Source organism: Pseudomonas sp. RtIB026, assembly GCF_016861355.2.
GTDB classification, from domain to species: Bacteria; Pseudomonadota; Gammaproteobacteria; order Pseudomonadales; family Pseudomonadaceae; genus Aquipseudomonas; species Aquipseudomonas peradeniyensis.
This window is the reverse complement of the sequence record NZ_AP023348.2, coordinates 5,269,669-5,295,659: the sequence shown is the minus strand read 5'-3', so window position 1 is coordinate 5,295,659 and position 25,991 is coordinate 5,269,669. Positions and strand designations below refer to the sequence as shown.

The window sequence follows — 25,991 nt, the reverse complement described above, 5'->3', positions numbered from 1 at the left end:
CAGGACGCCTTCATGGAAAAGACCAAGCAGACTGTGCCCTCCGTGGTGCCGCGTCACGTGGCGATCATCATGGATGGGAATAATCGCTGGGCGAAGAAACGCTTCATGCCCGGCGTTGCCGGGCATAAAGCGGGTGTCGATGCGGTGCGCGCCGTGATCGAAGTGTGCGCCGAGGCGAAGGTCGAGGTGCTCACGCTTTTTGCGTTCTCCAGTGAGAACTGGCAGCGACCGGCGGACGAAGTCAGTGCCCTGATGGAGCTGTTCTTCAAGGCGCTGCGCCGCGAGGCCTCGCGCCTGAACGACAACAACATCAGCCTGCGCATCATTGGCGACCGCTCGCGCTTCCATCCTGAGCTTCAGGCGGCGATGCGCGAGGCCGAGGCCGCGACCGCAGGCAGCAACCGTTTCATCCTGCAGATCGCCGCCAACTACGGCGGCCAGTGGGATATCGCCCAGGCTGCCCAGCGCCTGGCGCGTGAGGTTCAGGCCGGTCATCTGCGGCCGGACGACATCACACCGGAGTTGTTGCAGACCTGCCTTGCCACCGGCGACCTGCCGTTGCCCGATCTGTGCATCCGCACCGGCGGCGAGCACCGTATCAGCAACTTCCTGCTGTGGCAGCTGGCCTACGCCGAGCTGTACTTCTCCGACCTCTATTGGCCGGACTTCAAACACGAGGCCATGCGCAACGCGCTGGCCGATTTCGCTTCGCGCCAGCGCCGCTTCGGTAAGACCAGCGAGCAGGTCGAAGCCGGAGCCCGTGCTTAATGCTTAAACAACGCATCATTACCGCGCTGATCCTGCTGCCGATCGCGTTGGGTGGTTTCTTCCTGCTCAACGGTGGAGATTTCGCCCTGTTCATCGGCTTCGTGGTGACGCTCGGTGCCTGGGAGTGGGCGCGCCTGGCCGGCCTGGTCGCGCAGCCGCTGCGCATCGCCTACGCCGCGGTGGTGGCGGGCGGCCTGATGTTGCTCTACCTGATGCCCGATCTTGCGCCCTGGGTGCTGGGCGCCTCGGTGATCTGGTGGGCCCTGGCCACCTGGTTGGTGCTGACCTACCCGCGCAGCGGCGAGCTGTGGAGCAGCGCCGCCTGTCGCCTGCTGATTGGCCTGTTGGTACTGCTGCCTGCCTGGCAGGGCCTGGTGCTGCTCAAGCACTGGCCGTTGGGCAACTGGCTGATCCTGTCGGTGATGGTGCTGGTCTGGGCTGCCGATATCGGCGCGTACTTCTCCGGTCGGGCCTTCGGCAAGCGCAAGCTGGCGCCGCAGGTCAGTCCGGGCAAGAGCTGGGAGGGCGTCTATGGCGGCCTCGCGGTCAGCCTGCTGATTACCCTGGCCGTGGGTTTCTCCCGCGACTGGAGTGTCGGCCAGGTGCTGCTGGGCCTGCTGGGGGCTGTCGTTGTAGTGATGTCCTCGGTGGTCGGCGACCTGACCGAAAGCATGTTCAAGCGCCGTGAAGGCATCAAGGACAGCAGCAACCTGCTGCCGGGTCATGGCGGCGTGCTCGATCGCATCGACAGCCTGACCGCGGCGATTCCGATGTTTGCCGTGCTGCTGTGGGCGGCTGAGTGGGGTGTGATGTGAGTGCCGTGCAACGCATAACCGTGCTGGGGGCCACCGGCTCCATCGGCCTGAGCACGCTGGATGTCATTGCCCGCCACCCCGACCGTTACCAGGTGTTCGCCCTCAGCGGCTATTCGCGCATCGACGAACTGCTGGCCCTGTGCGAGCGTCATCGTCCGGCGTTCGCCGTGGTGCCGAGCGCCGAGGCGGCCATGCGCCTGCGTCAGGGGCTGGCCGCGGCGGGCTGCGCCACCGAGGTGCTCGAGGGTGAGGCCGGGTTGTGTCAGGTGGCCGCTGCGTCCGAGGTGGATACCGTGATGGCGGCTATCGTCGGCGCCGCCGGCCTGCGCCCGACCCTGGCCGCGGTCGAGGCGGGCAAGAAGGTGCTGCTGGCCAACAAGGAGGCCCTGGTGATGTCCGGGGCCCTGTTCATGGATGCGGTGCACCGCAGTGGTTCGGTGTTGCTGCCGATCGACAGCGAGCACAACGCGATCTTCCAGTGCATGCCCGGCGATTACGCCCGTGGCCTGGGCGCTGTCGGCGTGCGCCGGATCCTGCTGACCGCCTCCGGCGGGCCGTTCCGCGAAACCCCTGCTGAAGCATTGCTGGATGTAACTCCGGAGCAGGCCTGCGCGCACCCGAACTGGTCCATGGGTCGCAAGATCTCGGTCGACTCGGCCAGCATGCTGAACAAAGGCCTGGAACTGATCGAGGCCTGCTGGCTGTTCGATGCCAAGCCGTCCCAGATTGAAGTGGTGGTGCACCCGCAGAGCGTCATTCACTCGCTGGTGGATTACGTCGATGGCTCGGTGCTTGCCCAGCTGGGCAACCCGGACATGCGCACACCGATCTCCAACGCCCTGGCCTGGCCGGAGCGTATCGATTCGGGCGTCGCGCCGCTGGACCTGTTCGCCATCGCCCGTCTGGATTTCCAGGCGCCCGACGAACAGCGCTTCCCATGCCTGCGCCTGGCACGTCAGGCTGCCGAGGCGGGCAACAGCGCGCCGGCGGTGCTCAACGCCGCCAACGAAGTGGCTGTCGAGGCGTTTCTCCAGCGGCGTATCCGCTTCCCGGAGATCGCGGGTATGATCGAACAGGTGCTCGACCAGGAGCCCGTGGTGGCATTGCCCACCCTCGAGGCGGTGTTCGCCGCCGACCAGCGTGCCCGGGAGCTCTCCCGGGAATGGCTGCGACGCCACGGCCGCTGAAGCCTGCGGCCGACTCCGCCGAATGTCACCCGGAGATTGGACATGACTGCGCTCTACATGATTGTCGGCACCCTGATTGCCCTGGGTGTGCTGGTTACCTTCCACGAGTTCGGCCACTTCTGGGTGGCGCGGCGTTGCGGGGTCAAGGTCCTGCGTTTCTCGGTGGGCTTCGGCACGCCACTGGTGCGTTGGCATGATCGCCACGGCACCGAGTTCGTCGTCGCCGCGATCCCCCTGGGCGGCTACGTCAAGATGCTCGACGAGCGCGAGGGCGAGGTCCCGCCAGCGCTGGTCGAGCAGTCGTTCAACCGCAAGTCGGTCCGCCAGCGCATCGCCATCGTGGCCGCCGGCCCCATCGCCAACTTCCTGCTTGCCATCCTGTTCTTCTGGGTGGTGGCCATGCTGGGCTCGCAACAGGTGCGTCCGGTCATCGGTGGCGTCGAGGCCGGCAGCCTGGCAGCCAGCGCCGGTCTGAGCGTCGGCCAGGAAATCGTCTCCATCGATGGCGAACCGACCAATGGTTGGTCGGCGGTCAACCTGCAGCTGGTGCGCCGCCTCGGCGAGAGCGGCACGCTGCGGGTCGGGGTGCTCGACGAGGGCGCGACCGCCGAGCGCCAGCTCGATGTTTCCCTGAATCAGTGGCTCAAGGGCGTCGACGAGCCGGAGCCGATCCAGTCCCTTGGCCTGCGCCCTTGGCGCCCGGCGGTGGTGCCGGTGCTGGCCGAGATCGATCCGAAGGGGCCAGCGGCGGCGGCCGGGCTCAAGACCGGTGACAAGCTGCTGGCGCTCGACGGCGTCGAGCTGGCCGACTGGCAGCAGGTGGTCGACGCGGTCCGCGCGCGTCCCGAGAAAAAGGTCGGCCTGCGCATCGAGCGCGACGGCGCGCCACTCGAGGTTGCCGTCACCCTGGCGCGCAAAGGTGAGGGTCAGGCTTCTGGCGGCTATCTGGGCGCCGGGGTCAAGGCCGCCGAGTGGCCGGCGAAGATGCTCCGCGAGGTCAGCTATGGTCCGCTGGAAGCAGTCGGCGAGGGGCTTTCCCGCACCTGGAGCATGAGCGTCCTGACCCTCGAATCGCTGAAGAAAATGCTGTTCGGGGAGCTCTCGGTAAAAAACTTGAGCGGACCGATAACCATTGCTAAAGTGGCGGGCGCTTCAGCCCAGTCGGGCGTTGGGGATTTCCTGAATTTCCTGGCCTACCTGAGCATAAGCCTGGGGGTTCTGAACCTGCTGCCCATCCCGGTACTGGATGGGGGGCATTTGCTGTTCTACCTGATCGAGTGGGCGCGCGGTCGTCCGCTCTCGGATCGGGTGCAAGGTTGGGGGGTCCAGATCGGTATCAGTTTGGTCGTCGGGGTGATGTTGCTCGCCCTGATCAATGATCTGGGTCGACTATAAAAGCTTCGCTCAATCGCGAAAACCTGCCGCCTTGTCGCGGCAGGTTGTTTATTGCCAGTTGGAATAAAAGGACTTCATGAAACGTCTGCTGCTAACTGCGGTGCTCTCCGCACTGATGATCGCTGAAGTTCACGCCGAGTCCTTCACCATCTCCGATATTCGTGTCAACGGCCTGCAGCGGGTGTCCGCCGGCAGCGTGTTCGGCGCGTTGCCGCTGAACGTCGGTGACCAGGTCGACGACCGCCGTCTGGTCGAGTCGACCCGCTCGCTGTTCAAGACCGGCTTCTTCCAGGACATCCAGCTGAACCGCGACGGCAATGTCCTGATCATCAACGTGGTCGAGCGCCCCTCGGTGTCGAGCATCGAGATCGAAGGCAACAAGGCGATCAGCACCGAAGACCTGATGAAAGGCCTGAAACAGTCGGGCCTGGCCGAAGGCGAGATCTTCCAGCGCGCGACGCTGGAAGGCGTGCGTAACGAACTGCAGCGCCAGTACGTGGCCCAGGGCCGCTACTCCGCCGAGGTCGACGCCGAAGTCGTGCCGCAGCCGCGCAACCGCGTGGGCCTGAAGATCAAGATCAACGAAGGCACCGTGGCCGCGATCCAGCACATCAATGTGGTGGGCAACACGGTCTTCGACGACGAGACCCTCGGCCAGCTGTTCGAGCTCAAGACCACCAACTGGTTGTCGTTCTTCAAGAACGACGACAAGTACGCCCGGGAAAAACTCTCCGGTGACCTGGAGCGCCTGCGTTCCTACTACCTGGACCGCGGCTACATCAACATGGACATCGCGTCCACCCAGGTGTCGATCACCCCGGACAAGAAGCACGTCTACATCACCGTCAACATCAACGAGGGCGAGAAGTACACCGTCCGCGACGTGAAGCTGTCCGGTGACCTGAAAGTGCCGGAAGACCAGGTCAAGTCGCTGCTGCTGGTGCAGCCGGGCCAGGTGTTTTCGCGCAAGGTGATGACCACCACCTCCGACCTGATCACCCGTCGTCTGGGCAACGAAGGCTACACCTTCGCCAACGTCAACGGCGTGCCGCAGCCGAATGACCAGGACCACACCGTCGACATCATGTTCGTCGTCGATCCGGGCAAGCGTGCCTACGTCAACCGCATCAACTACCGCGGCAACACCAAGACCGAAGACGAAGTGCTGCGCCGCGAAATGCGCCAGATGGAAGGTGGCTGGGCTTCGACCTACCTGATCGACCAGTCCAAGACCCGCCTTGAGCGCCTGGGCTTCTTCAAGGAAGTCAACGTCGAGACGCCGCCGGTGCCGGGCACCGACGACCAGGTCGACGTCAACTACAGCGTCGAAGAGCAGGCCTCCGGCTCGATCACCGCCAGCGTCGGTTTCGCCCAGAGCGCCGGCCTGATCTTGGGCGGCTCGATCAGCCAGAACAACTTCCTCGGTACCGGTAACAAGGTCTCCATCGGCCTGACCCGTTCCGAGTACCAGACCCGCTACAACTTCGGCTACGTCGATCCCTACTTCACCGCCGATGGCGTGAGCCTGGGCTACAACGCCTTCTACCGCAGCACCGACTACGACGACCTCGACGTCGACGTGGCCAGCTACGCGGTGGACAGCCTCGGTGCCGGTGTCAGCCTCGGCTACCCGATCAGCGAGACCTCGCGCCTGACCTACGGCCTGACCGTGCAGCAGGACAAGATCAAGACCGGCCGCTACACCGTCGACGAGATCTTCAAGTTCCTCCAGGACGAGGGCGACAACTTCCTGAACTTCAAGGCGTCGATCGGCTGGTCCGAGTCGACCCTGAACAAAGGCGTGCTGGCTACCCGCGGTCACTCCCAGAGCCTGACCCTGGAAACCACCGTGCCTGGCAGCGACCTGTCGTTCTACAAGCTCGACTACCGCGGCCAGCTGTTCAAGCCGATCAACAACGAGTACACCCTGCGCCTGCACACCGAACTGGGCTATGGTGATGGTTTCGGCTCGACCTCCGGCCTGCCGTTCTATGAAAACTACTACGCGGGCGGCTTCAACTCCGTGCGCGGCTTCAAGGACAGCACCCTGGGTCCACGCAGTACTCCGAGCCGCGGCGCCGCGGTGACCGGCAACCAGGGCACCCTGGCCGACCCGGACCAGGATCCGCTGCCGTTCGGTGGCAACGTCCTCGTCCAGGGTGGCGTGGAGCTGCTGTTCCCGCTGCCGTTCGTCAAGGATCAGCGTTCGCTGCGCACGTCCGTGTTCTGGGACGTGGGTAACGTGTTCGACACCAACTGCGGCTCCAAGCCCGATTGCACCAAGGTCGGTTTCTCGGACATGGCCAGCTCGGTCGGTCTGGGTGTGACCTGGATCACCGCGCTGGGCCCGTTGAGCTTCAGCCTGGCGATGCCGATCAAGAAGCCGGACGACGCCGACACGCAAGTGTTCCAATTCTCTCTGGGCCAGACCTTCTGAGGTCGGCCCTTGCATAACGACAACGGATTATCCAGGAGTGCATCGTGCGTAAGTTGACCCAACTGGCCCTCGTGGCCGCGGCGCTGGTCGCCACCCCGGCTTTCGCCGAAATGAAAGTTGCCGTGCTGAACTATCAGATGGCCCTGCTGGAATCCGATGCGGCCAAGAAGTACGCCGTTGACGCCGAGAAGAAGTTCGGCCCGCAACTGACCAAGCTCAAGGGCCTGGAAAGCAGCGCCAAGGGTATCCAGGACCGCCTGATCAAGGGCGGCGACAAGATGCCTCAGCCTGAGCGTGAACGCCTGGAACTCGAGTTCAAGCAAAAAGCCCGTGACTTCCAGTTCCAGTCCAAGGAACTCAACGAAGCCAAGGCCGTGGCCGACCGCGACATGCTCAAGCAACTCAAGCCGAAGCTTGACGGTGCTGTCGAGGAAGTGATCAAGAAGGGCGGTTTCGACCTGGTTCTGGAGCGTGGCGCGGTCATCGATGTCAAGCCGCAGTACGACATCACCCGCCAGGTCATCGAGCGCATGAACCAAGCTCGTTGATATGACCGTGACCATGACGCTCGGCCAGCTGGCCGAGGCCCTCGGGGCCGAACTCAAAGGCCCCGAAGCGCTGCAGATCACCGGGCTGGCCACCTTGCAGGAGGCCGGTTCCGGGCAGTTGAGCTTCCTGGCCAACAAGCAGTACCGCAAGTTCCTGGACGATTCCTCGGCCAGCGCGGTATTGCTCAAGGCCGAGGACGCCGAAGGTTTTGCCGGCAACGCCCTGATCGTTCCCGACCCTTACCTGGCCTATGCACGCATTTCGCACCTGTTCGATCCAAAGCCCAAGGCTGTGGCGGGAGTCCATCCCAGCGCCGTGGTTGCCGAGGATGCCCAGGTGGATGCCAGCGCCAGCATCGGCCCGTTCGCGGTGATCGAGAGCGGTGCGCGCATTGGCGCCAATGTAACGGTTGGCGCGCACTGCTTCGTCGGTGCCCGCTGCGTCATCGGCGAGGGTGGCTGGCTGGCTCCGCGGGTCACGCTGTATCACGACGTGACCATCGGCAAGCGCGTGGTCATCCAATCCGGCGCGGTGATCGGCGGCGAGGGCTTCGGCTTTGCCAACGAGAAAGGTATCTGGCGCAAGATCGCGCAGATCGGCGGCGTCACCCTGGGTGATGACGTGGAGATCGGTGTGAACACCGCGGTAGACCGCGGCGCGCTGTCGGACACCCGCATTGGCGATGGCGTCAAGCTCGACAACCAGATCCAGATCGCCCACAACGTGCAGGTCGGCGACCACACGGCGATGGCGGCCTGCGTCGGGATTTCCGGCAGCACCCGGATCGGCAAGCATTGCATGATTGCCGGTGGCGTCGGGATGGTCGGCCACATCGACGTCTGCGACAATGTCTTTGTCTCCGGCATGACCATGGTGACCCGTTCGATTACCGAGCCGGGTGGCTATTCATCCGGTACGGCCATGCAACCCTTGGCCGAGTGGCGCAAGAGCGCCGCTCGCATTCGCCAGCTGGACGAGATGTCCAAGCGTCTCCAGCAGCTGGAAAAGCGTGTCGACACCGTGACCTCAGGTGGCCAGCCGGCATCAGAAGGCTGATACCATTTACTGAGCAAGCGCTACAGTCGCTAGCTGGCTCCTCTTTGGATCTGCAAAAGGAGCGTGTGGTCAGCACCTGCGCTCCCTATTCTTATACAGGCTTCCCCCCGAAATGATGGACATCAACGAGATTCGCGAATACCTGCCTCACCGTTACCCGTTCCTGTTGGTGGATCGTGTGACGGACCTGGACTTCGAGGCCCAAAGCATTCGTGCCTACAAGAATGTCAGCATCAACGAGCCGTTCTTCAATGGCCACTTCCCGGCGCATCCGATCATGCCGGGCGTGCTGATCATCGAGGCGATGGCCCAGGCGGCCGGGATTCTCGGATTCAAGATGCTCGACGCCAAGCCGGCGGACGGCACCCTCTACTACTTCGTCGGCTCCGACAAGCTGCGCTTCCGCCAGCCGGTGCTGCCGGGCGACCAGCTGGTGCTGGAAGCCAGGTTCCTCAGCCGCAAGAGCATGATCTGGAAGTTCGAGTGCCGCGCCCTGGTGGACGGCAAGCCGGTCTGCTCGGCCGAGATCACCTGCGCGGAACGCTCCCTATGAGTTCGATTGACCCAAGGGCGATCATCGACCCCTCGGCCAAGCTGGCCGAGGGCGTCGAGGTCGGCCCCTGGTCGATCGTAGGCCCCGATGTGGAAATCGGGGAGGGCACCGTCATCGGTCCGCACGTGGTGCTCAAGGGGCCGACCCGCATCGGCAAGCACAACCGTATCTACCAGTTTTCATCTATCGGTGAAGACACCCCTGACCTGAAGTACAAGGGTGAGCCGACGCGCCTGGTGATCGGTGACCACAACGTGATCCGCGAGGGTGTCACCATCCACCGCGGCACCGTCCAGGACCGTTCGGAAACGACCCTGGGCGATCACAACCTGATCATGGCCTATGCCCACATCGGCCACGACAGCGTCATCGGCAACCACTGCATCCTGGTCAACAACACCGCGCTGGCGGGCCATGTGCATGTTGGCGACTGGGCGATCCTGTCCGGCTACACCCTGGTACACCAGTACTGCCATATCGGCGCCCACGCGTTTTCCGGCATGGGCACCGCGATCGGCAAGGACGTACCGGCCTACGTCACCGTGTTCGGCAGCCCGGCCGAGGCGCGCAGCATGAACTTCGAAGGCCTGCGCCGTCGCGGTTTCAGCGACGAAGTACTGCACGCCCTGCGTCGCGCCTACAAGATCGTCTACCGGCAGGGCCTGACCGTCGAAGAGGCGCTCAAGGAGCTGGATGAACTGGTAACGCAGTTCCCCGAAGTCGACCTGTTCCGCCAATCGATCGCCAATTCCGCACGCGGCATCACCCGCTGACATGGCCCAGCTCTGCGTGGCGCTGGTCGCGGGCGAGGCCAGCGGCGATATTCTTGGTTCCGGCCTGATGCGCGCCATCAAGGCACGTCATCCCGATGTACGGTTCATCGGTGTTGGCGGTCCCTTGATGGAAGCCGAGGGCATGACCTCCTACTTTCCGATGGAACGTCTGGCCGTCATGGGCCTGGTCGAGGTGCTCGGGCGCCTGCGCGAGCTGCTCAAGCGGCGCAAGGAACTGATCCAGACGCTGATCGGCGAAAAGCCCGACGTGTTCATTGGCATCGACGCCCCCGATTTCACCCTCAATATCGAACTCAAGCTGCGCCAGGCCGGGATCAAGACGGTGCATTACGTCAGCCCGTCGGTCTGGGCCTGGCGGCAGAAGCGCGTGCTGAAGATTCGCGAGGGGTGCGACCTGATGCTCACCCTGCTGCCGTTCGAAGCGCGTTTCTATGAAGAGCAAGGTGTGCCGGTGCGTTTCGTCGGCCATCCGCTGGCGGACACCATTCCCCTGGAGGCCGACCGTGGCGCGGCGCGTGCCGAGCTCGGCCTGGGCGAAGGGCCGGTGATCGCGCTGATGCCCGGCAGCCGGGGTGGTGAGGTGGGACGCCTGGGTGCCTTGTTCCTCGATGCCGCCCAGCGCCTGTGCGAGCTGGTGCCCGGCGTGCGCTTCGTGCTGCCGTGCGCCAATGCCGCCCGGCGCGCCCAGGTCGAGCAGATGCTCGAAGGGCGCGAGCTGCCGCTGACCCTGCTGGACGGCCGCTCGCACCAGGCGTTGGCCGCCTGTGACGCGGTGCTGATCGCCTCCGGCACCGCCACCCTTGAAGCGATGCTGTACAAGCGACCGATGGTGGTGGCCTACCGCCTGGCGCCGCTGACCTACTGGATCCTCAAGCGCATGGTCAAGAGCCCGTACGTGTCGCTGCCCAACTTGCTGGCCCAGCGCCTGCTGGTGCCGGAGCTGCTGCAGGACGCCGCCACCAGCGAAGCCCTGGCGCAGACCCTGGCGCCGCTGGTCAAGGACGGCTCGCAACAGACCGACAGCTTCGACCAGATCCACCGCACCCTGCGCCGCGACGCCTCCAACCAGGCGGCCGACGCGGTGCTCGCCCTGTTGAAGGACAGCTGACATGCAGATGGGACTGGATTTCAACCTGGTTGAAGAGCTGGTGGCCGGCGTCGATGAAGTGGGTCGCGGCCCGCTGTGCGGCGCGGTGGTCACCGCAGCGGTGATTCTCGACCCGCGCCGGCCGATCCTCGGTCTGAACGACTCGAAGAAGCTTACCGAGGCCAAGCGCGACGCGCTGTTCGACGAGATTCGCGAAAAGGCCCTGAGCTTCTTCATCGCCCGGGCCGAGGTCGAGGAGATCGACCGCCTGAACATCCTCCAGGCCACCATGCTGGCCATGCAGCGCGCGGTCGAAGGGCTGCACATCACGCCGAAACTGGCGCTGATCGACGGCAACCGTTGCCCGAAGCTGGCCGTGCCGGCGGCGCCGGTGGTCAAGGGCGACTCCCAGGTGCCGGCGATCGCGGCGGCTTCGATCCTGGCCAAGGTTACCCGTGATCGCGAGATGAGCGAGTTCGAGCTGATCTACCCGGGGTACGGGATCGGCGGGCACAAGGGCTATCCGACCCCGGTACACCTCGAGGCCCTGGCACGTCTTGGGCCGACGCCCATTCATCGGCGCTCGTTCGCGCCTGTTCGGGCCGCATGGGAAGCCCGTGAAGGTATATCCACCTCGCTGATCTGATCGGCGCCATTCATCGCGGGGCAAGCCCGCTCCCACGCCAAGCCTGCACTGGAATCGGCTGCGTGGGAGCGGGTTTGCCCCGCGATGCATTCTGCAACCAACCGCTGACCTGCAGGCGAGGCAAGCGAAGAGCAATACGCTACAATCCCGCCCTTGTCGTTCAGCACTGCTACAGGATCCTCCATGCCGGTCTCCTTCGTTCACCTTCGCGTGCACTCCGAATTCTCCCTGGTCGACGGCCTGGTGCGGATCAAGCCGCTGGCCAAGGCCCTGGCCGGGATGAACATGCCGGCGGTGGCGATCACCGACCAGAGCAACATGTGCTCGCTGGTGAAGTTCTACAAGACCGCCATGGGCGCCGGCATCAAGCCGATCTGCGGCGCCGACCTGTGGCTGGCCGGCGCCGACCCCGAGGCGCCGCTGTCGCGCATCTGCTTCCTGGCCATGAACCCCAAGGGCTACCGCAACCTCACCGAGCTGATCTCGCGCGGCTGGACCGACGGCCAGCGCAACGGCCTGGTGATCATTCAGCGCGACTGGATCGCCCCGGCCAGCGAGGGGCTGATCGCCCTGTCCGCTGGCAAGGAAGGTGATATCGGCGTGGCCCTGATGGCCGGGCGCCAAGACGAGGCCCAAGCCCTGCTCGGCGACTGGATGGGCCTGTTCCCGGATCGTTTCTACGTCGAGCTGCAGCGCACCAACCGCGCCGGTGACGAAGAGTACGTGCACGCCGCCGTGGCCCTGGCCGACAAGTTTGGCGCGCCGCTGGTGGCGACCAACGACGTGCGCTTCATCAAGCAGTCGGACTTCGACGCCCACGAGACCCGCGTCTGTATCGGCGAGGGCTGGACCCTCGACGACCCACGCCGCCCGCGCGGCTACAGCGACCAGCAGTACCTCAAGTCGCCGGAAGAGATGGCCGAGCTGTTCAGCGACCTGCCGGACGCCATCGCCAACACCGTCGAGATCGCCAAGCGCTGCAACATCACCGTGCAGCTGGGCAAGTACTTCCTCCCCGACTTCCCCACGCCCAACGGCATGGGCATCGACGACTACCTGCGTCACGTCTCCCACGAGGGCCTGGAGGAGCGCCTGGCGGTGCTCTGGCCTAAGGAGACCACGCCCAACTACGAAGAGAAGCGCCAGGTCTACCTGGACCGTCTGAAGTTCGAGCTGGATATCATCATCCAGATGGGCTTCCCCGGTTACTTCCTGATCGTTATGGACTTCATCAAGTGGGCGAAGAACAACGACGTGCCGGTTGGCCCGGGCCGGGGATCGGGTGCCGGCTCCCTGGTGGCCTATGTATTGAAGATCACCGACCTCGACCCGCTGGCCTATGACCTGCTGTTCGAGCGCTTCCTCAACCCTGAACGTATTTCCATGCCCGACTTCGACGTCGACTTCTGCATGGATGGCCGCGACCGGGTGATCGACTACGTGGCCGAGGCTTATGGTCGCAACGCGGTGAGCCAGATCATCACGTTCGGCACCATGGCTGCCAAGGCGGTGGTGCGCGACGTGGCGCGGGTACAGGGCAAGTCCTACGGTCTGGCCGACCGCCTGTCGAAGATGATCCCGTTCGAAGTGGGCATGACCCTGGAGAAGGCCTACGAGCAGGAAGAGATCCTGCGCGACTTCCTCAAGGGCGACGAGGATGCCCGCGAGATCTGGGACATGGCCCTCAAGCTCGAGGGCGTTACCCGCGGTACCGGCAAGCACGCCGGTGGCGTGGTGATCGCGCCGACCAAGCTTACCGACTTCTCGCCGATCGCCTGTGACGAAGAGGGCGGCGGCCTGGTGACCCAGTTCGACAAGGACGACGTCGAGGCGGCGGGCCTGGTGAAGTTCGACTTCCTCGGCCTGCGGACCCTGACCATCATCAAGTGGGCGATGGAGATCATCAACCGCGAGCAGGCCAAGAAGAACCTGCCCGACGTCAACATCGACTTCATCCCGCTGGACGACCGCAAGACCTACGAGCTGCTGCAGAAAGCCGAGACCACGGCGGTGTTCCAGCTCGAATCCCGTGGCATGAAGGAGCTGATCAAGAAGCTCAAGCCCGACTGCCTGGAAGACCTCATCGCACTGGTGGCGCTGTTCCGTCCGGGCCCGCTGCAATCGGGCATGGTCGACGACTTCATCAACCGCAAGCACGGCCGGGCAGAGCTGGCCTACCCGCACTCCGACTACCAGTACGAAGGCCTCAAGCCGGTACTCGCGCCTACCTACGGCATCATCCTGTACCAGGAACAGGTGATGCAGATCGCCCAGGTGATGGCCGGCTACACCCTCGGTGGCGCCGACATGCTGCGTCGGGCCATGGGTAAGAAAAAGCCCGAGGAGATGGCCAAGCAGCGCGGCGGTTTCATCGAAGGCTGCGTTGCCAACAACATCGAGGCGGACCTGGCCGGTAACATCTTCGACCTGGTAGAGAAATTCGCCGGCTACGGCTTCAACAAATCCCACTCCGCCGCCTATGGCCTGGTGTCGTACCAGACCGCCTGGCTGAAGACCCACCACCCGGCGCCGTTCATGGCCGCGGTGCTGTCGGCGGATATGCACAATACCGACAAGGTGGTGGTGCTGGTCGAGGAAGTGCGCAGCATGAAGCTGCGCCTCGATGCGCCGGACGTGAACTTCTCGGACTTCAAGTTCACGGTCAATAACGATGGCCGCATCGTCTATGGCCTGGGCGCGATCAAGGGCGTGGGCGAGGGGCCGGTGGAGGCGATCGTCGAGGCACGTGCCCAGGGCGGCCCGTTCAAGGACCTGTTCGACTTCTGCGAGCGGATCGACCTCAAGCGGGTCAACAAACGTACCCTTGACGCGCTGATCCGCAGTGGCGCGCTGGACCGCCTGGGGCCGCACTTCCATGACGAGATCAAGGCCTACCAGGCCAACATCGACATCAACCGTGCAACCTTGCTGTCGGCGCTGGGCGAGGCGGTCAAGGCTGCCGAGCAGGCCGCTCATACCGCGGACAGTGGCCACGTCGACCTGTTCGGCGGCATGTTCGACGAGGCGGATGTCGACGTCTACGCCAACCATCGCAAGGTTCGCGAGCTGACGCTCAAGGAACGCCTCAAGGGCGAAAAGGACACCCTCGGCCTGTACCTGACCGGCCACCCGATCGACGAATACGAGACCGAGATCCGCCGCTTCGCCCGCCAGCGCATCGTCGACCTCAAGCCGGCGCGAGATACCCAGACCATTGCCGGCATGATCATTGCCCTGCGGGTAATGAAGAACAAGAAGGGCGACAAGATGGGCTTCGTCACCCTGGATGACCGTTCCGGGCGCATCGAGGCCTCGCTGTTCGCCGATGCCTTCATGGGCGCCCAGGCCCTGCTGCAGACTGACGCCATGGTGGTGGTGGAAGGGGAGGTGAGTAACGATGACTTCTCCGGCGGCCTGCGCCTGCGGGTCAAGACCGTGATGACCATGGAGGACGCCCGGACCAAGCTGGCCGAGAGCCTGCGCCTGAAGGTCGGCCACGACGCGCTCAAGGGCGATCGTCTGAAGTGGTTGGGCGAGCTGATCACCCGCCATCGCGGTGGTTGCCCGATCACCCTGGAGTACACCGGCAGCGACGCCAAGGCCATGCTGCAGTTTGGCGACCAGTGGTCGATCGATCCGGCCGATGGGCTGATTCAGGCACTGCGTGACCAGTTCGGGCGTGAGAACGTCTTCCTGCAATACCGTTGAAACGACGAATTTTAATCTCGACCTTTATGCGCCTGATCCCTTAAGGTAGGGCGCCAAACGGATCAACCGGCCGGCCGCCTGGCCGTAGACCCAAGACGGAAGCCTATGAACCCGAATTTCCTCGATTTCGAACAGCCGATTGCCGACCTGCAAGCCAAGATCGAAGAGCTGCGCCTGGTGGGCAACGACAACTCGCTGAACATCAGCGATGAAATTGCCCGTCTGCAGGACAAGAGCAGCACCCTGACCGAGAGCATCTTCGGCAACCTGACCAGCTGGCAGATCGCTCGCCTGGCCCGTCACCCGCGCCGCCCTTACACCCTCGACTACATCGACCACATCTTCACCGAGTTCGAGGAGCTGCACGGCGACCGTCATTTCGCCGACGACGCCGCCATCGTCGGTGGTACCGCGCGTCTGAACGACAAGCCGGTCATGGTCATCGGTCACCAGAAGGGCCGTGAAGTGCGCGAGAAGGTGCGCCGCAACTTCGGCATGCCGCGCCCTGAAGGCTACCGCAAGGCCTGCCGCCTGATGGAAATGGCCGAGCGCTTCAAGATGCCGATCCTGACCTTCATCGACACCCCGGGCGCCTACCCGGGCATCGACGCCGAGGAGCGCAACCAGAGCGAGGCCATCGCCTGGAACCTGCGTGTGATGGCGCGCCTGAAGACGCCGATCATCGCCACCGTGATCGGTGAAGGCGGTTCCGGCGGCGCACTGGCCATCGGCGTGTGCGACCAGCTGAACATGCTGCAGTACTCGACCTACTCGGTGATCTCGCCGGAAGGTTGCGCCTCGATCCTGTGGAAGACCGCCGACCGCGCAGCCGATGCCGCCGAGGCCATGGGCGTGACCGCCGAACGTCTGAAGAGCCTGAACATCGTCGACAAGGTCATCGCGGAGCCGCTGGGCGGTGCTCACCGTGATCCGGCGAAGATGGCGGCCAATGTTCGCGCCGACCTGATCGAACAGCTGGACATGCTCGGCAAGCTCGACAACGACGCGCTGCTCAAGCGCCGTTACGATCGCCTGATGAGCTACGGCCTCTGATCGTAGTCTGACGCCCTCGATCGCGGGGCAAGCCCGCTCCCACGTTCTGTAGCGTGGGAGCGGGCTTGCCCCGCGATGCGATTTGAAGAGGGACTACTATGCTCGACCTCACTGCGCAACTCTCTCCCTGGCTCAACGCCCCCGCCTGGCACGTCGCCTTCTCAGGCGGCCTGGACTCCACCGTCCTCCTGCACCAGCTCGCCGAATACTCCCGCAACCATTCAACGCCGCCCCTGCGCGCCCTCCATGTCCATCACGGCCTGCAAGCCGCCGCCGATGCCTGGCCCGATCACTGCCGAGCGGTGTGCGCTGCCCTGGGTGTCGAACTCGACGTAATCCCTGTCCAGGTCGCCCCCGGCGCCAGTCTCGAACAGGCGGCCCGCAATGCTCGCTACGGCGCCTTCGAAAAACGGCTGGGCGCAGGCGAAGTGCTGTTCACCGGCCAGCACCGTGACGATCAGGCTGAAACCCTGCTGTTGCGTCTGTTGCGCGGCGCTGGCCTGCGTGGGCTGGCCGCCATGGCGCAACAGCGTCCGCTGGGCCAGGGCAGCCTGGTGCGTCCGCTGCTGGGGCTGTCGCGCCAGCAGTTGCAGGCCTACGCCGACAGACACGGGTTGGTATGGGTCGACGACCCTTCCAATAGCGATACGGCCTTTGCCCGCAACTTCCTGCGCGGCGAGGTCTTCCCAATCCTGCGCCAGCGCTGGCCCCAGGCCGAAGCCAATCTGGCGCGCAGCGCCGAACACCTGGGCGAGGCACTGGGCCTGCTGGACGAACTGGCCGCCAGCGACCTGGCGGTCGCCTGCGACAATGCGCCGCTGTCCTGGCTGAGTTTGGATTCACTCAGCCTCGAGGCGCTCACCGCACTGTCCCCGGCGCGTCAACGCAACGCCTTGCAATTCTGGCTCAGCCAACGCACCCGCCTGCCCGACAGCCGCCACTGGGCCGGCTGGAGCGACCTGCGCGACGCGGCGGCCGATGCCTGCCCGGTCTGGCGTCTGACCGACGGCGAACTGCATCGCAGCCATGGACGTATCTGGTGGCTGAGTGGCGATTGGCTGGCTGCGGTGTCGGGCGTTTACCCCTGGCTGGACAGCGGGAAACCGTTGCGCCTGCCGGGTAATGGCAGCGTTCGCCTGATGTCGGGCCTGCCAGGTGAAGGCCTGCATATCCGCTACCGCCAGGGCGGCGAGGTCATGCAACTGCCCGGCCGCGGCCGGCGCGATCTCAAGCGCCTGCTCAACGAGCTGCAGGTCCCGCACTTCGTGCGCCCGCGCCTGCCGCTGCTGTATCGTGGCGAGCAGTTGCTGGCGGTGGCCAACCTGCCCGAGCGGGTGCAGGCAGATTGCCAGCTGCACTGGCAGCCGCCGACGAACGTGCAAGGTTTGAGCTGAAGGGTACATTCCGGTAGACTACCCTCCCTTCTTGATACAACTTCTGTGGGTTGCGCAAAAACACAGGAGTTGCCGATTACCAAGCAGTTTTTTGCTGGGCTGATTTCTTAAAATGACGAGCGAGCTCCATGCCGGGGATACCCCTGGTCTGTACAGACGCGGCAGTTTTTCGAGATGCACTGTGATTGACGCAGGTGATCGGGGGCTTCGGCCTTCCTTCGCTTTCTCCGGCGGCGCTGGCCGCCTTAACGCAGACTTCTAGGGTTTTTCATGACGCGCTACATATTCGTCACGGGCGGTGTTGTTTCTTCATTGGGGAAAGGCATTGCCTCGGCTTCCCTGGCGGCCATCCTGGAAGCGCGGGGGCTCAAAGTCACCATGCTCAAGCTGGACCCGTACATCAACGTCGACCCGGGCACCATGAGCCCGTTCCAGCACGGTGAAGTATTCGTCACCCACGACGGCGCCGAGACCGACCTCGACCTGGGCCACTACGAGCGGTTCATCCGCACCACGATGACCCAGAACAACAACTTCACCACCGGCCGTATCTACGAGCACGTGCTGCGTAAAGAGCGCCGTGGTGATTACCTGGGCGCGACCATCCAGGTCATCCCGCACATCACCGACGAGATCAAGCGCCGCATCATCAAGGGCGCCGGCGATGCCGACGTCGCGCTGGTCGAAATCGGCGGCACCGTGGGCGACATCGAGTCGCAACCGTTCCTCGAGGCGATCCGCCAGCTGCGCGTCGAAGTGGGCTCCAAGCGCGCCATGCTGATGCACCTGACCCTGGTCCCGTACATCGCCACCGCCGGCGAGACCAAGACCAAGCCGACCCAGCACTCGGTGAAGGAGCTGCGCTCCATCGGCCTGCAGCCGGATGTGCTGATCTGCCGCTCCGACCACCCGGTCGATGCCTCGTCGCGTCGCAAGATCGCGCTGTTCACCAACGTCGAAGAGCGTGCGGTGATCTCGCTGGAAGACGTCGACACCATCTACAAGATCCCTGGTGTGCTGCACGCACAAGGCCTGGACGACTTCGTCGTCGAGCGCTTCGGCCTGCAGTGCAACAGCGCCGACCTGTCCGAGTGGGACAAGGTCGTCGACGCCAAGCTCAACCCTGAGCAGGAAGTGACCATCGCCATGGTCGGCAAGTACATGGAGCTGCTGGATGCGTACAAGTCGCTGATCGAAGCGATGAGCCACGCCGGCATCACCAACCGCACCAAGGTCAACCTGCGCTACATCGACTCCGAAGACATCGAGAACCAGGGCACCAGCCTGCTCGAAGGCGCCGATGCCATCCTGGTCCCGGGCGGTTTCGGCCTGCGTGGCGTGGAAGGCAAGATCACCGCGGTGCAGTACGCCCGTGAGAACAAGGTTCCGTACCTGGGCATCTGCCTGGGCATGCAGGTGGCCGTGATCGAGTTCGCCCGTAACGTGATGGGCTGGAAAGACGCCAACTCCACCGAGTTCGACCGCAACAGCGGCCACCCGGTCGTCGGCCTGATCACCGAGTGGGCAGATGCCACCGGCGCGGTCGAGACCCGTACCGAAGCCTCCGACCTGGGTGGCACCATGCGCCTGGGCGCGCAGGACTGCCAGCTGGCGGCTGGCTCCAAGGTCCACGACTGCTACGGCAAGGACGTGATCACCGAGCGTCACCGTCACCGCTATGAAGTGAACAACAACCTGCTGCCGCAACTGGTCGATGCCGGCCTGGTGGTGTCCGGTCGTTCCGAAGACGGCGCGCTGGTCGAAGTGGTCGAGTCCAAGGAGCACCCATGGTTCGTCGCCTGCCAGTTCCACCCGGAATTCACCTCGACCCCGCGTGACGGCCACCCGCTGTTCAGCGGCTTCGTCAAGGCTGCCCTGGCACAGAAGAACAAGGCCTGATCCATGACTCAGAAGATCATTCGCGTCGGTAACATCGAGATCGCCAACGACAAGCCGTTCGTCCTGTTCGGCGGCATGAACGTCCTGGAGTCCCGTGACCTGGCCCTGAAGGTCTGCGAGGAGTACGTGCGGGTGACCGAGAAGCTCGGCATCCCATACGTGTTCAAGGCGAGCTTCGACAAGGCCAACCGTTCGTCGGTCAACTCGTATCGCGGCCCCGGCATGGAAGAAGGCCTGAAGATCTTCGAAGAGATCAAGCAGACCTTCAACGTGCCGGTGATCACCGACGTGCACGAGCCCTACCAGTGCGAGCCGGTGGCCAAGGTGTGCGACATCATCCAGCTGCCGGCCTTCCTGTCGCGCCAGACCGACCTGGTCGTGGCGATGGCCAAGACCGGTGCCGTGATCAACATCAAGAAGGCGCAGTTCCTGGCGCCCCACGAGATGAAGCACATCCTCGCCAAGTGCGTCGAGGCCGGCAACGATCAGCTCATCCTCTGTGAGCGCGGTTCGAGCTTCGGCTACAACAACCTGGTCGTGGACATGCTCGGCTTCGGCATCATGAAAGAGTTCGAGTACCCGGTGTTCTTCGACGTGACCCACTCGCTGCAGACCCCGGGTGGTCGCGCCGACTCCGCCGGCGGCCGTCGCGCCCAGGTCACCGACCTGGCCAAGGCCGGTATGAGCCAGGGCCTGGCGGGCCTGTTCCTCGAGGCCCACCCGGATCCGGACAACGCCAAGTGTGACGGTCCGTGTGCCCTGCGCCTGGACAAGCTGGAGCCGTTCCTGGCCCAGCTCAAGCAACTGGACGACCTGGTGAAAAGTTTTCCGACGGTAGAAACCGCGTAAAGCTCGTTTCTCGGGTAAAGTACCGCCCGTTCCACCCCTGACCTTTCGGTCAGGGGCTCCCTTCGCCAGGCCTGCCCGTGCCATGTCGCCTGGTGAACGGCAAGAATTCCCAAAAGCTGCGTTGTTTTCGTCAATTCTGGAGTGCTTACAACAATGGCAAAGATCGTCGACATCAAAGGTCGTGAAGTTCTCGATTCGCGTGGCAACCCCACCGTGGAAGCCGATGTACTGCTCGACAACGGCATCATCGGCAGCGCCTGCGCGCCGTCGGGTGCTTCCACTGGCTCGCGCGAAGCGCTGGAGCTGCGTGATGGCGACAAGAGCCGTTACCTGGGCAAGGGCGTGCTGAAGGCCGTCGGCAACATCAACGGCCCGATCCGCGACCTGCTGCTGGGCAAGGACCCGGCCGACCAGAAAGCCCTGGACCGTGCCATGATCGAGCTGGACGGTACCGAGAACAAGGCCAAGCTGGGCGCCAACGCCATCCTCGCCGTGTCCCTGGCCGCCGCCAAGGCCGCCGCCCAGGACCTGGATCTGCCGCTGTACGCGCACATCGCCAACCTCAATGGTACCCCGGGCCAGTACTCCATGCCGGTGCCGATGATGAACATCATCAACGGCGGCGAGCACGCCGACAACAACGTCGACATCCAGGAGTTCATGGTGCAGCCGGTTGGTGCCAAGACCTTCTCCGACGGCCTGCGCATGGGCACCGAGATCTTCCACCACCTCAAGGCCGTGCTGAAGGCCCGTGGCCTGAACACCGCCGTCGGTGACGAAGGTGGCTTCGCCCCGAACCTTGCGTCCAACGAAGACGCCCTGGGCGCCATCGCCGAAGCCGTCGAGAAGGCCGGCTACAAGCTGGGCACCGACGTGACCCTGGCCCTGGACTGCGCGGCTTCCGAGTTCTATGAAGACGGCAAGTACAACCTGTCCGGCGAAGGCAAGTCGTTCGACGCCGAAGGCTTCGCCGACTACCTGAAGGGCTTGACCGAGCGCTTCCCGATCATCTCGATCGAAGACGGCCTGGACGAGTCCGACTGGGCCGGCTGGAAGATCCTGACCGACAAGATCGGCGAGAAGGTCCAGCTGGTCGGCGACGACCTGTTCGTGACCAACACCAAGATCCTCAAGGAAGGCATCGAGAAAGGCATCGGCAACTCGATCCTGATCAAGTTCAACCAGATCGGTTCGCTGACCGAGACCCTGGAAGCCATCCAGATGGCCAAGGCCGCCGGCTACACCGCGGTGATCTCGCACCGTTCCGGTGAAACCGAGGACTCGACCATCGCCGATCTGGCCGTGGGTACTGCTGCCGGCCAGATCAAGACCGGTTCGCTGTGCCGTTCCGACCGCGTCAGCAAGTACAACCAACTGCTGCGCATCGAGGAGCAACTGGGCGCCAAGGCCGTATATCGCGGTCGTGCCGAGTTTCGCGGCTGAGCAAGAGATGGTAAAAAGGCAGCAGCCGGGGCCGGCTGAACGTTCGTACTGATCGTTCGGTTGTCTCCACGGGTTTCTGTCGACGAAGCCTGGCCTCGGCCAGGCTTCGTGCTATCGGAAGCTCGCTGCGGCGGCCTTTTTTACCCTGGATATCTTCATGCGCAGTCCCTATTGGTTGTTCCTCGTCCTGCTCCTGCTGCTCGGCGGCCTGCAATATCGCCTTTGGGTAGGTAATGGCAGCCTGGCGCAAGTGACCGAACTCAAACAGCAGATCGCCGACCAGCATGCGGAAAACGAACGCCTGCTGGAGCGCAATCGTGTGCTCGATGCCGAGGTCCTGGAGTTGAAGAAAGGTATGGAGACCGTGGAAGAACGGGCTCGTCATGAGCTGGGGATGGTCAAGGAGGGCGAAACCCTCTACCAGCTGCCGCAGAAATGACAAACGAACTGCCGGCCTTCTGGGCCGTGATTCCCGCCGCGGGCGTTGGTGCCCGCATGGCTGCCGACCGTCCCAAGCAGTACTTGCAACTGGGCGGGCAGACGATTCTCGAGCACAGCCTCGACTGTTTCCTCGACCATCCCATGCTCAAGGGCCTGGTGGTCAGCATTGCCGAACAAGACCCTTACTGGCCCGGCCTGCGCTGCGCCAACGATCCGCGCATCCAGCGCGCCCCGGGCGGTCGTGAGCGCGCCGACTCGGTGCTCAACGCGCTGTTGCTGCTGCACGCCCAGGGCGCGGCGGATGACGACTGGGTGCTGGTGCACGACGCCGCGCGGCCGAATCTGGCGCGCAGCGATCTGGACAAGTTGCTGTCAGCCCTGGCTGAAGATCCCGTCGGCGGATTGCTCGCCGTTCCAGCCCGGGACACGCTCAAGCGTGCCGACGGCGAGGGCCGGGTGGCGGCCACGGTTGATCGCAGCACCGTCTGGCAGGCCTATACCCCGCAGATGTTCCGCCTTGGCATGCTGCACCGGGCGCTGGCCGAGTGCCTGGTGTCCGATGTGGCGGTCACCGACGAGTCGTCGGCCATCGAATGGGCCGGTTATGCGCCGCGCCTGGTCGAAGGGCGCAGCGACAACATCAAGGTGACCCGGCCAGAGGACTTGGAGTGGCTGCGCCAGCGCTGGGCCGGGCGCCGCTGAGCGCCGACCTGGCACTGTCCCTGTAGGAGCGGGCTTGTCCCGCGAACACCGGCAAAGCCGGTGCCATGCGACGCGGCGCCTGCTTCGCGGGGCAAGCCCGCTCCTACAGGGGAGTGCTGCTATATTCTGGCAACTGCGCCAACCCTTCCTTGAGATAGTCCACCAATCGCCTCACCTTCGGCGACAGATGCCGCTGCTGCGGATACAACGCCCACACTGCCGTATTCGGCGGCTGATGCCCCTCCAGCAACGACACCAGCGCCCCGCTGTGAAAATGCTCGAGCACGTAATAGTCCGGCAACTGGCACAGCCCCATCCCCTGCAGCGCCGCGTCCAGCACCGCCTGGCCGCTGTTGCAGCGCCAGTTGCCCTGCACCCGCTGGGTGATCTCGCGACCCTCCTGCTGCAGTGCCCACAGGTCCGAACTGCCCACCAGGCAGTTGTGCCGCGCCAGCTCCGACAGGCTGTGCGGCCGCCCATAGCGCTCCAGGTAAGCCGGCGACGCGCACAGGTACATGCGCCGTGGCGCCAGGCGCGTGGCCACCAGCCGCGAGTCCTGCAAACGCCCCAGGCGAATCGCCAGGTCCATGCCTTCGTGCAGCAGGTCGAGGGTACGGTTGCTCAGCTCCACTTCGACCCGCAACTGCGGATACTGCGCCATGAAGCGCGTCACCAGCGGCACGATGAAGCGTTCGCCATAGGCCACCGCGCAGGTCATGCGCAGCAGGCCCTTGGGCTCGCTGGCCAGGTCGCCCATGGCGCGCAGCGCCTCCTCGCGGCCATCCTGCAGGCGCTGGCAGTGCTGGAGAAAGGTCTGCCCGGCTTCGCTCAGGGTCACCCGTCGGGTGCTGCGGTACAACAGGCGAGTCTGCAGGCGTTCTTCCAGGCGGGCGATCTGCCGGCTGATGTGCGAGGACGACACCCCCAGGCGTTCGGCGGCGGCGGTGAACTGGCCCGATTCGGCCACCGCGACGAACTCGTCGATGCCCTCCCAGCGACTGCTCATGGATTATCCCTGCATAGCAATAATGTTTTGTGAATGGCTGGATTATTCATCAAAAGGCGGTGAATTACACTGACCGCCAGTAACCGACATCCTTCTGGAGACCTTTGATGATCAAGTCCCGCGCTGCCGTCGCCTTCGAGGCCAAGAAACCCCTGGAAATCGTCGAAGTGGACGTGGCCATGCCCAAGGCCGGCGAAGTGCTGCTGCGCGTCGTCGCCTCGGGTGTCTGCCACACCGACGCCTACACCCTGTCCGGCGCCGACCCGGAAGGTATCTTCCCGTCGATCCTCGGCCACGAAGGCGGGGCGATCGTCGAGGCGGTGGGCGAGGGCGTTACCTCGGTGGCGGTCGGTGACCATGTGATCCCGCTGTACACCCCCGAATGCGGCCAGTGCAAATTCTGCCTGTCGGGCAAGACCAACCTGTGCCAGGCCATCCGCGCCACCCAGGGCAAGGGCCTGATGCCCGACGGCACTACCCGCTTCAGCTACAAGGGCCAGCAGCTGTTCCACTACATGGGCACCTCGACCTTCTCCGAGTACACCGTGCTACCGGAAATCTCCGTGGCCAAGATCCAGAAGGAAGCTCCGCTGGAGAAGGTCTGCCTGCTCGGTTGCGGCGTGACCACCGGCATCGGTGCGGTACTCAACACCGCCAAGGTCAAGCCGGGTGACACCGTGGCCATCTTCGGCCTCGGTGGCATCGGCCTGTCGGCAGTGATCGGCGCGGTCAAGGCCAAGGCTTCGCGCATCATCGCCATCGACATCAATCCGGCCAAGTTCGAGATCGCCCGCCAGTTGGGCGCCACCGACTGCATCAACCCGAAAGACTACGACCGCCCGATCCAGGAAGTGATCGTCGACCTCACCGACGGCGGCGTCGATTTCTCCTTCGAGTGCATCGGCAACGTGCAACTGATGCGCGCGGCGCTAGAGTGCTGCCACAAGGGCTGGGGTGAGTCGGTGATCATCGGCGTCGCCGGTGCCGGCCAGGAGATTGCCACCCGTCCGTTCCAGCTGGTCACCGGTCGCGTCTGGCGCGGTTCGGCCTTCGGCGGCGTGCGTGGTCGCAGCGAGCTGCCGAGCTACGTCGAGATGGCCGAGAAGGGCGAGATCCCGCTGGACACCTTCATCACCCACACCATGGGCCTGGAAGACATCAACAAGGCCTTCGACCTGATGCACGAAGGCAAGAGCATCCGCAGCGTGATCCACTTCTGAGGGCCTCGCCATGACCCTGGAAAACCTCTCCTGCCAGAAAAGCTTCGGCGGCTGGCACAAGCGTTACCGGCACACTTCCAAGGTGCTTGGCTGCGACATGGTGTTCGCCGTGTACCTGCCGCCCCAGGCCGAGCAGGGCGAGAAGCTGCCGGTGCTGTACTGGCTCAGCGGCCTGACCTGCACCGACGAGAACTTCATGCAAAAGGCCGGCGCCCAGCGTCTGGCCGCGGAGCTCGGGCTGATCATCGTCGCCCCGGATACCAGCCCGCGTGGCGAGCAGGTGCCGGGCGATCCGGATGGCGCCTGGGACTTCGGCCTGGGCGCCGGGTTCTACCTCAATGCCAGCCAGCAGCCGTGGGCGCAGCATTACCGGATGCACGACTACGTGGTCCAGGAGTTGCCGCTCCTGATCGAGGCGCACTTCCCGGCGTCCGACCAGCGCAGCATCAGCGGTCATTCCATGGGCGGGCACGGAGCGCTGGTCTGCGCCCTGCGCAACCCCGGGCGCTATCGTTCGGTGTCGGCGTTCTCACCGATCAGCAATCCGATGGATTGTCCCTGGGGCGAGAAGGCGTTTTCCCGCTACCTGGGCGAGGATCGTGCGCGCTGGCGCGAGTGGGACGCCAGCGTGCTGCTGGCCGAGGCCGGGCAGTGCCCGCCTTTGCTGGTGGACCAGGGCGATCGCGATGACTTCCTCGACAAGCAGCTCAAGCCGCAGGCGCTGGAGCAGGCGGCGCGCAAGGGCGGCCATGCGCTGACCCTGCGCCTGCAGCCGGGTTATGACCATAGCTACTACTTCATCGCCAGCTTCATTGATGAACACCTGCGTCATCATGCGGTGGCGTTGGGCAGGGTTTAAAGGTCGATGGCTTTTCGTCTGTAGGCGCGGCCTTGTGCCGCGAAAGGGCCGCGAAGCGGCCCCAGGATGTCAGCGTCACCGCCAGTCCCGCCGGGGCTGCTGGTAGCCCTTTCGCGGCACAAGGCCGCTC

22 protein-coding genes are annotated in these 25,991 nt (G+C 64.4%); 21 read left to right on the top strand and 1 reads right to left on the bottom strand.

Annotation, left to right across the window (positions count from 1 at the left end):
- Positions 1-12: 12 nt before the first annotated feature.
- From uppS to ispD, 19 genes are all read left to right on the top strand, one after another.
- Positions 13-768 (top strand): polyprenyl diphosphate synthase, encoded by a 756-nt coding sequence (uppS, locus tag PRtIB026_RS23695; RefSeq protein WP_203651126.1) that lies wholly within the window; start codon positions 13-15, stop codon positions 766-768.
- Positions 768-1,583: a phosphatidate cytidylyltransferase gene (locus PRtIB026_RS23690; protein WP_203651127.1), complete on the top strand. Its 816-nt coding sequence runs from the start codon at positions 768-770 to the stop codon at positions 1,581-1,583. Before uppS ends, PRtIB026_RS23690 begins: the two co-directional genes overlap by 1 nt.
- Positions 1,580-2,770 carry a 1-deoxy-D-xylulose-5-phosphate reductoisomerase gene (gene ispC / locus PRtIB026_RS23685; RefSeq protein WP_203651128.1) on the top strand — a complete coding sequence of 397 codons (1,191 nt, stop codon included), beginning with the start codon at positions 1,580-1,582 and terminating at the stop codon, positions 2,768-2,770. The genes PRtIB026_RS23690 and ispC overlap by 4 nt, the downstream gene beginning before the upstream one ends.
- 42 nt (positions 2,771-2,812) lie before the next feature.
- On the top strand, positions 2,813-4,165 hold the full coding sequence (rseP, locus tag PRtIB026_RS23680; protein ID WP_203651132.1) for an RIP metalloprotease RseP: 1,353 nt from the start codon (positions 2,813-2,815) through the stop codon (positions 4,163-4,165).
- Between the two features lie 76 nt (positions 4,166-4,241).
- A complete protein-coding gene (bamA, locus tag PRtIB026_RS23675) occupies positions 4,242-6,602 on the top strand; it encodes an outer membrane protein assembly factor BamA (protein WP_203651135.1) in 2,361 nt (786 codons plus the stop codon).
- Between the two features lie 44 nt (positions 6,603-6,646).
- On the top strand, positions 6,647-7,150 hold the full coding sequence (locus tag PRtIB026_RS23670; protein WP_023629834.1) for an OmpH family outer membrane protein: 504 nt from the start codon (positions 6,647-6,649) through the stop codon (positions 7,148-7,150).
- A gap of 1 nt (position 7,151) precedes the next feature.
- Positions 7,152-8,207 carry a UDP-3-O-(3-hydroxymyristoyl)glucosamine N-acyltransferase gene (lpxD, locus tag PRtIB026_RS23665; protein ID WP_203651136.1) on the top strand — a complete coding sequence of 352 codons (1,056 nt, stop codon included), beginning with the start codon at positions 7,152-7,154 and terminating at the stop codon, positions 8,205-8,207.
- Between the two features lie 112 nt (positions 8,208-8,319).
- The gene (gene fabZ, locus PRtIB026_RS23660; RefSeq protein ID WP_051097422.1) at positions 8,320-8,760 is read left to right on the top strand and encodes a 3-hydroxyacyl-ACP dehydratase FabZ; all 441 of its coding nucleotides are present in this window, start codon (positions 8,320-8,322) and stop codon (positions 8,758-8,760) included.
- Positions 8,757-9,533 (top strand): acyl-ACP--UDP-N-acetylglucosamine O-acyltransferase, encoded by a 777-nt coding sequence (gene lpxA, locus PRtIB026_RS23655; protein WP_028690667.1) that lies wholly within the window; start codon positions 8,757-8,759, stop codon positions 9,531-9,533. Before fabZ ends, lpxA begins: the two co-directional genes overlap by 4 nt.
- A gap of 1 nt (position 9,534) precedes the next feature.
- Positions 9,535-10,662 carry a lipid-A-disaccharide synthase gene (lpxB, locus tag PRtIB026_RS23650; RefSeq protein WP_203651137.1) on the top strand — a complete coding sequence of 376 codons (1,128 nt, stop codon included), beginning with the start codon at positions 9,535-9,537 and terminating at the stop codon, positions 10,660-10,662.
- A 1-nt stretch (position 10,663) separates the two neighbouring features.
- The gene (gene rnhB, locus PRtIB026_RS23645) at positions 10,664-11,287 is read left to right on the top strand and encodes a ribonuclease HII (protein ID WP_203651138.1); all 624 of its coding nucleotides are present in this window, start codon (positions 10,664-10,666) and stop codon (positions 11,285-11,287) included.
- 183 nt (positions 11,288-11,470) lie between these two features.
- The gene (dnaE, locus tag PRtIB026_RS23640; RefSeq protein ID WP_203651140.1) at positions 11,471-14,995 is read left to right on the top strand and encodes a DNA polymerase III subunit alpha; all 3,525 of its coding nucleotides are present in this window, start codon (positions 11,471-11,473) and stop codon (positions 14,993-14,995) included.
- 105 nt (positions 14,996-15,100) lie between these two features.
- Positions 15,101-16,048, top strand: coding sequence for an acetyl-CoA carboxylase carboxyltransferase subunit alpha (locus PRtIB026_RS23635; RefSeq protein WP_110738407.1), 948 nt, complete (start codon positions 15,101-15,103; stop codon positions 16,046-16,048).
- Positions 16,049-16,146: 98 nt separating this feature from the next.
- Positions 16,147-17,442 (top strand): tRNA lysidine(34) synthetase TilS, encoded by a 1,296-nt coding sequence (tilS, locus tag PRtIB026_RS23630; RefSeq protein WP_203651142.1) that lies wholly within the window; start codon positions 16,147-16,149, stop codon positions 17,440-17,442.
- Positions 17,443-17,712: 270 nt separating this feature from the next.
- Positions 17,713-19,341, top strand: coding sequence for a CTP synthase (locus PRtIB026_RS23625; RefSeq protein ID WP_186714670.1), 1,629 nt, complete (start codon positions 17,713-17,715; stop codon positions 19,339-19,341).
- A gap of 3 nt (positions 19,342-19,344) precedes the next feature.
- A complete protein-coding gene (gene kdsA, locus PRtIB026_RS23620; RefSeq protein WP_110701896.1) occupies positions 19,345-20,190 on the top strand; it encodes a 3-deoxy-8-phosphooctulonate synthase in 846 nt (281 codons plus the stop codon).
- Positions 20,191-20,343: 153 nt separating this feature from the next.
- Positions 20,344-21,633 (top strand): phosphopyruvate hydratase, encoded by a 1,290-nt coding sequence (gene eno / locus PRtIB026_RS23615; RefSeq protein WP_203651149.1) that lies wholly within the window; start codon positions 20,344-20,346, stop codon positions 21,631-21,633.
- A 157-nt stretch (positions 21,634-21,790) separates the two neighbouring features.
- Positions 21,791-22,072 (top strand): cell division protein FtsB, encoded by a 282-nt coding sequence (gene ftsB / locus PRtIB026_RS23610; protein WP_011535259.1) that lies wholly within the window; start codon positions 21,791-21,793, stop codon positions 22,070-22,072.
- Positions 22,069-22,776: a 2-C-methyl-D-erythritol 4-phosphate cytidylyltransferase gene (ispD, locus tag PRtIB026_RS23605; RefSeq protein ID WP_203651151.1), complete on the top strand. Its 708-nt coding sequence runs from the start codon at positions 22,069-22,071 to the stop codon at positions 22,774-22,776. The genes ftsB and ispD overlap by 4 nt, the downstream gene beginning before the upstream one ends.
- Before the next feature lie 103 nt (positions 22,777-22,879).
- Here the strand turns inward: ispD and PRtIB026_RS23600 are convergent, their stop codons facing one another.
- On the bottom strand, positions 22,880-23,782 hold the full coding sequence (locus tag PRtIB026_RS23600; RefSeq protein WP_203651154.1) for a LysR substrate-binding domain-containing protein: 903 nt from the start codon (positions 23,780-23,782) through the stop codon (positions 22,880-22,882).
- 107 nt (positions 23,783-23,889) lie between these two features.
- On the opposite strand from PRtIB026_RS23600, the gene PRtIB026_RS23595 reads away from it, so the two are divergent.
- Both PRtIB026_RS23595 and fghA read left to right on the top strand, forming a co-directional pair.
- On the top strand, positions 23,890-25,002 hold the full coding sequence (locus PRtIB026_RS23595; RefSeq protein ID WP_203651155.1) for an S-(hydroxymethyl)glutathione dehydrogenase/class III alcohol dehydrogenase: 1,113 nt from the start codon (positions 23,890-23,892) through the stop codon (positions 25,000-25,002).
- 10 nt (positions 25,003-25,012) lie between these two features.
- Positions 25,013-25,861, top strand: a complete 849-nt coding sequence (gene fghA / locus PRtIB026_RS23590) for an S-formylglutathione hydrolase (RefSeq protein ID WP_203651157.1) — start codon at positions 25,013-25,015, stop codon at positions 25,859-25,861.
- Positions 25,862-25,991 lie beyond the last annotated feature (130 nt).